General features: G+C 73.1%; 5 protein-coding genes. 1 reads left to right on the forward strand and 4 read right to left on the reverse strand.

Going from position 1 to position 5948, the window contains the following annotated elements; genetic code table 11:
• Positions 1-108: 108 nt before the first annotated feature.
• On the reverse strand, positions 109-444 hold the full coding sequence (locus B7L92_RS26445; protein ID WP_170102244.1) for a hypothetical protein: 336 nt from the start codon (positions 442-444) through the stop codon (positions 109-111).
• A 31-nt stretch (positions 445-475) separates the two neighbouring features.
• Positions 476-790 carry an SH3 domain-containing protein gene (locus B7L92_RS26450; RefSeq protein WP_081239897.1) on the reverse strand — a complete coding sequence of 105 codons (315 nt, stop codon included), beginning with the start codon at positions 788-790 and terminating at the stop codon, positions 476-478.
• A 191-nt stretch (positions 791-981) separates the two neighbouring features.
• On the opposite strand from B7L92_RS26450, the gene B7L92_RS26455 reads away from it, so the two are divergent.
• Complete coding sequence (locus tag B7L92_RS26455) at positions 982-3225, forward strand: serine/threonine-protein kinase (RefSeq protein WP_081239898.1); 2244 nt, start codon at positions 982-984, stop codon at positions 3223-3225.
• A gap of 76 nt (positions 3226-3301) precedes the next feature.
• On the opposite strand, the gene ilvD is transcribed toward B7L92_RS26455, so the two are convergent.
• Entirely contained in the window at positions 3302-5155 is a 1854-nt protein-coding gene (gene ilvD / locus B7L92_RS26460; protein WP_081239899.1) for a dihydroxy-acid dehydratase, read from the reverse strand.
• A gap of 119 nt (positions 5156-5274) precedes the next feature.
• Positions 5275-5922, reverse strand: a complete 648-nt coding sequence (locus B7L92_RS26465; RefSeq protein ID WP_081239900.1) for a TetR/AcrR family transcriptional regulator — start codon at positions 5920-5922, stop codon at positions 5275-5277.
• Positions 5923-5948: the final 26 nt, after the last annotated feature.

A 5948-nucleotide genomic window follows, 5' to 3' on the forward strand; every position in this document is an offset into this window, starting at 1 on the left:
CGGACAGCACCGAGGGCTCCCGGGGAGCCCGCGGTGCTGTCCGGGGTGTCGTTCTCTGCGCTCACGCATCGATTATCACGCCGGACGCGCCGCGGGCTCCGGGCGGGATCAGGCGCAGCGCGAGGCCACGTAGCCGTCGCTGCCGGTGTACACGTACGCGTCCGAGACGTACTCACCGTTGCCGATGTTGTCCCAGATGTTGCTCGTGCCGTAGGGGCCCGTCACCGTCGTGCCGGGCGTCTGGCAGTTGATGGGGACCTTGGCCCCCTCGGGCAGGACGCGGACGACGGTGTAGCCGGTGCCCGGACCGCTGCGGACGCTCAGCCGGACGCCCGGCGCGACCGAGTAGTAGCGGACGGCGGCCTCGGCCGTCGTGCCGAGCACCGGCACAAGGGCTCCGGTGAGACCTGCGAGAAGGACGGATCTGCGTCGTGTCAGGGTCATCGTGTTCCCGAGTGGTGAGGGGCCGGTGGGATCAGGAGCAGCGCGGGGCGATGTAGCCGTCGCTGCCGGTGTACACGTAGGCGTCCGAGACGTACTCGCCGTTGTCGATGTTGTCCCAGACCTTCGACGTGCCGTACGGGCCGGTGACCGTGGTCCCCTGGGTCTGGCAGAAGACGGGGACCTTGGCCCCCTCGGGCAGGACGCGGACGACGGTGTAGCCGGTGCCCGGACCGCTGCGGACGTTGAGACGGACGCCCGGCGCGACCGAGTAGTAGCGCAGGGCCGCGGTGCCGACGGTTTCCGTCTCGTTGCCGCCCTCTGCCTGTCCGACGTGATCGACCGACATGTGGAACCTCCCCCGTTGTTCGCCCCACGTCTGTCGTGGGGTCCCGTTGATTCCCCGTGAACACACCTTGCACACCTGTGCGTTCGCGGAACACAGACGCTAGCAAGCCGCCTCGGTCTCGTACGTGTCATCGACTAGGCTCCGGGCGTCGCGCGCGCGGACGAACAGCGACGGACAGCACGGGGGGTCCCATGGCGCCACAGCGGAACGCCGGAGCGAACGCGGAAGCGGAACTTCCTGAGTACGCCGGTCACTACCGGCTCGAGTCGCCACTCGGCTCCGGAGGCATGGGGGTGGTGCATCTGGCCCGCAGTACCTCCGGGCTGAGGCTCGCGGTGAAGGTCGTGCACGCCGAGTTCGCCCGGGATCCCGAGTTCAGGGGCCGGTTCCGGCAGGAGGTGAGGGCGGCGCGGAAGGTGAGCGGCGCCTTCACCGCGCCGGTGGTCGACGCCGACCCGGAGGCCGAACGGCCCTGGATGGCCACGCTGTTCATTCCGGGCCCGACGCTCGCCGAGCACGTGAAGCGGAACGGGCCCATGGACTCGGCCCAGTTGCGCAGACTGACGGCCGGACTGGCGGAGGCGCTGCGGGACATCCACCGGGTCGGGGTCGTGCACCGTGATCTGAAGCCCAGCAACGTGCTGCTCGCCGAGGACGGGCCGAAGGTCATCGACTTCGGCATCTCCCGGCCGAAGGACAGCGAACTGCGCACCGAAACGGGGAAGTTGATCGGCACCCCGCCCTTCATGGCGCCCGAGCAGTTCCGGCGCCCGCGCGAAGTGGGGCCCTCCGCCGACCTCTTCGCGCTCGGGTCCGTCCTGGTGCACGCCGCGACCGGACGCGGGCCGTTCGACTCCGAGAGCCCGTACGTCGTCGCCTACCAGGTGGTGCATGACGAGCCGGACCTGACCGGCGTGCCGGACGACCTCGCTCCGTTGGTGCGGCGCTGTCTGGCCAAGGAGCCGGACGACCGGCCCTCCCCCGACGAGTTGATGCGGGAGCTGCGGTCCGTGGCGGCCTCGTACGACACCCGGGCGTTCATACCGGCGCAGCGGACGGGGACGGACGGCTCACCCCACGCGCACCCCGGCACCGGCCCGGACCCGGACTCCGGCACCGGACCGGACCCGGCGGACTCCGCCACCGGACCGGACTCCGGGTCCGGCCCGCGTTCCGGCCCCGGACCGGACCGCGGCCACGACTCCCCGCCGGGGCCGGAGTCCGAGCCCGGTGCCGCCGAGGGGGCCGGGCAGCCGGCCGCGCGCCGCCGGAGCGGACGGACGCTGCTCGGGGCCGGAGCCCTCGGGCTCGCCGTGCTCGGCACGCTCCTCTGGGCCCGCCCGCCCGGTGACGGGACGCCGGAACCGTCACCGGGCCGCTCCGCCGCGCGGCCCTCGTCGGCCGGGGCCGGAGCGTGGGAGGCGGCGCCGTTCAAGGAGGCGGGCACCCCGCAGTGCTCGTTCGGAGCCGGCCGGCTGCTCTGCGCCCTGACCGGTCGGGTCTTCGCCCTCGACGCGGACGACGGCGACCTGGTGTGGCAGCGCGCCGTCGCGCGGACGGCGCGGAGCGGGCCGCCGGTCGTGTCGGGCGGCCTCGTGCAGCCCTGGCTGAACCGGAGCCGCGGTCTGGAGGCCCTCGACCCCGCCTCGGGGAAGCCGGTGTGGCGGCAGGACGCGGTCGAGTACAGCCGCCTGGGCAGGGCCGGGGGCACGCTCCTGCTCGTCCGGGACGACGGCACGGTCACCGGCGTGGACGGCGCCTCGGGCGGCACGGTGTGGAGCCACCGGATACCGGGACACGCCACGCCGTCCTTCGACTCGTTCCCGGGGGACCCGCTGGCGTACGCGACGAGCACGTCCGAGGACGGTACGAGCACGCGGATCACGGCGGTCGACCCGCGGACCGGTGAGGTGCGCTGGGACGCGCGGCTGACCGGAACGCTGAAGCCGGTCGGCACGACGGGCGGGTCGGCCGTCCTCGCCTCGCTGGACGCGGTCTACCGCGACACCGAGGCCCTGGTCCGCTACACGCCGGGCACCCGGGAGGTGCGACGGGTGGCGCTGTCCGTCCCCCTGGAGCGGAGTCACGGGACCGTGCACGGGGGCGTCGCCTACCTGACGGGGTCCGGCGGCCGGCTCGTGGCCGTCGACATGGGCGCGCTGCACCGGCTGTGGAGCCTGGAGACCGGTGCCGCCCGGAGCTCCTCGCCGGTCGCCGACGGACGGCACGTGTACGTCACCGCGTCCGACGGACGGCTGCTCGCCGTGGACGCGCGTGCGGGGCGGCTGGTCGGGCAGACCGCGCCCCGGCTCGGGGACGCCGACCGGGTCGCCGCCGCGCTGCCCGGGCCGGTGGTCGCGGACGGGCGCGTCCACGCGTCCGCGCCCGACGGGACCGTGTTCGCCGTGGACGCGCGGGACCCGGCCGGCTGGTAGCGGGGCACCGGACGGCGGAGGGCCGCCCCCGCGAGCGGGAGCGGCCCCGGGACCGGGCCGCGGGCACCGCGGGGCCTCAGCCCAGCTTGGTCACGTCCCGCACCGCGCCCTTGTCCGCGCTGGTCGCCATCGCCGCGTAGGCCTTCAGGGCCGCGGAGACCTTGCGGTCGCGGTTCTTCGGGGCGTACCGGCCGTTCAGCGCCTGCTCGCGGCGGGCCAGTTCCGCCTCGTCGACCAGGAGCTCGACCGAGCGGTTCGGGATGTCGATGCGGATGCGGTCGCCGTCCTCGACCAGGGCGATGGTGCCGCCGGAGGCCGCCTCCGGGGAGGCGTGGCCGATGGACAGGCCGGACGTGCCGCCGGAGAAGCGGCCGTCGGTGATCAGGGCGCAGGCCTTTCCGAGGCCGCGGCTCTTCAGGTACGACGTCGGGTAGAGCATCTCCTGCATGCCCGGGCCGCCCTTGGGGCCCTCGTAGCGGATGACGACGACGTCGCCCTCCGCGACCTGCTTGGTGAGGATCTTCTCGACGGCCTCGTCCTGCGACTCGCAGACCACCGCCGGGCCCTCGAAGGTCCAGATGGACTCGTCGACGCCGGCCGTCTTGACCACGCAGCCGTCGACCGCGAGGTTGCCCCGCAGCACCGCCAGGCCGCCGTCCTTGGAGTAGGCGTGCTCGGCGGAACGGATGCAGCCGCCCTCGGCGTCCTCGTCCAGGGTCTCCCAGCGCTCGGACTGGGAGAAGGCCTCGGCGGAGCGCTTGCAGCCCGGGGCCGCGTGCCACAGCTCCACCGCCTCCTTCGACGGGGAGCCGGCGCGGATGTCCCAGGTCTTCAGCCAGTCGGCCAGGGACGGGCTGTGGACCGCGTGGACGTCCTCGTTGAGCAGGCCCGCGCGGTGCAGTTCACCGAGGAGGGCCGGGATGCCGCCCGCGCGGTGCACGTCCTCCATGTAGTACGTGCGGTCCTTGGCGACGTTGGGCGCCACCTTGGCCAGGCAGGGCACGCGGCGCGACAGGGCGTCGATCTCGGTCAGGCCGAAGGGGACCTCGGCCTCCTGGGCGGCGGCCAGCAGGTGGAGGATCGTGTTGGTGGAGCCGCCCATGGCGATGTCCAGCGCCATCGCGTTCTCGAACGCCTGGAAGGTGGCGACGGAGCGCGGCAGGACCGAGTCGTCGTCCTGCTCGTAGTAGCGGCGGGTGATGTCCATGACCGTGCGGGCCGCGTCGACGTAGAGCCGCTTGCGGGCCGTGTGGGTGGCCAGCACCGAGCCGTTGCCGGGGAGGGACAGGCCGATCGCCTCGGTGAGGCAGTTCATCGAGTTGGCGGTGAACATGCCGGAACAGGAGCCGCAGGTCGGACAGGCGTTCTCCTCGATGCGCAGGACGTCCGCGTCGGAGACCTTGTCGTTGGCCGCCTCCACCATCGCGTCGATCAGGTCCAGCGTGCGGACCGTGCCGTCGACCAGGGTGGCCCGGCCGGCCTCCATCGGGCCGCCGGAGACGAAGACCGTGGGGATGTTCAGGCGCAGGGCCGCGTTCAGCATGCCCGGGGTGATCTTGTCGCAGTTGGAGATGCAGATCAGGGCGTCCGCCCGGTGCGCCTCGACCATGTACTCCACGCTGTCCGCGATCAGGTCGCGGGAGGGGAGGGAGTAGAGCATGCCGCCGTGGCCCATCGCGATGCCGTCGTCGACGGCGATCGTGTTGAACTCGCGCGGGATGCCGCCGGCCTCGACGACCGCCTCGCTGACGATCCGGCCGACCGGCGCGAGGTGGGTGTGGCCGGGGACGAACTCCGTGAAGCTGTTGGCGACGGCGATGATCGGCTTGCGGCCGATGTCCGCACCCGGTACACCGGAGGCGCGCATCAGGGCGCGGGCGCCCGCCATGTTGCGGCCGTGGGTGACTGTGCGGGACCTCAGCTCGGGCATCGTCGTTCGCTCCTTCAGACCTTCTTCGAAGAGTGCCGGTCAGAGAGTTCTGACTGCATCGAGCGTACGCCGGTCATCCAGGAAGCGGGACGAGGTGTCCGAAATGCGGGATGAACGTCTCAGTGCCCCGTGAGGTGTCCCTGCACCACGGGCGCCACGCGCCGGATGATCTGCTCCGGGTCCGCGGAGGCCAGCGGCTCCACCCTGATGACGTACCGGACCATCGCGATCCCGACCAGCTGCGCGGCGGCGAGCTCCGCGCGCAGCTCCGCGTCCGGCGGGTCGAGCTGCCCCGCGATGCGGCGCAGCAACTGGGTGACGACCAGCCGGCGGAAGACGGCCGCCGCGGCCTCGTTGTTCACCGCGGAGCGGACGATCGCGAGCAGCGGGGTCCGGGTCACCGGGTTCTCCCAGAGGCCGATGATCATCCGGGTCATCCGTTCGCCCACCTCGTCGAGGGGGCCCTCCAGGACCGTGTCCCGGTCCTGGAGCGCGGGCGCGAAGGCGACCTCGACGGCCGCCTCGAACACCTGCTCCTTGGTGCCGAAGTAGTGGTGCACCAGCGCGGAGTCGACCCCGGCCGCCTTGGCGATGCCCCGTACGGACGTCTTCTCGTACCCGCGCTCGGAGAACTCCTCGCGGGCCGCGGTGAGGATGCGGTCGCGGGTGTCGGCCGACTCCGTGCGCGGGGGGCGGCCGCGGCGCCGGGAGGTGCCGTTCGGCCGCGCGGACGCGTCCGGTCCGCCGCTCGCGGTGACGCCGGTCATCGCCGTGGCACCCGCCCCGTGGACGA

It is taken from the genome of Streptomyces viridosporus (genome assembly GCF_002078235.1).
GTDB classification, from domain to species: domain Bacteria; phylum Actinomycetota; class Actinomycetes; order Streptomycetales; family Streptomycetaceae; genus Streptomyces; species Streptomyces viridosporus.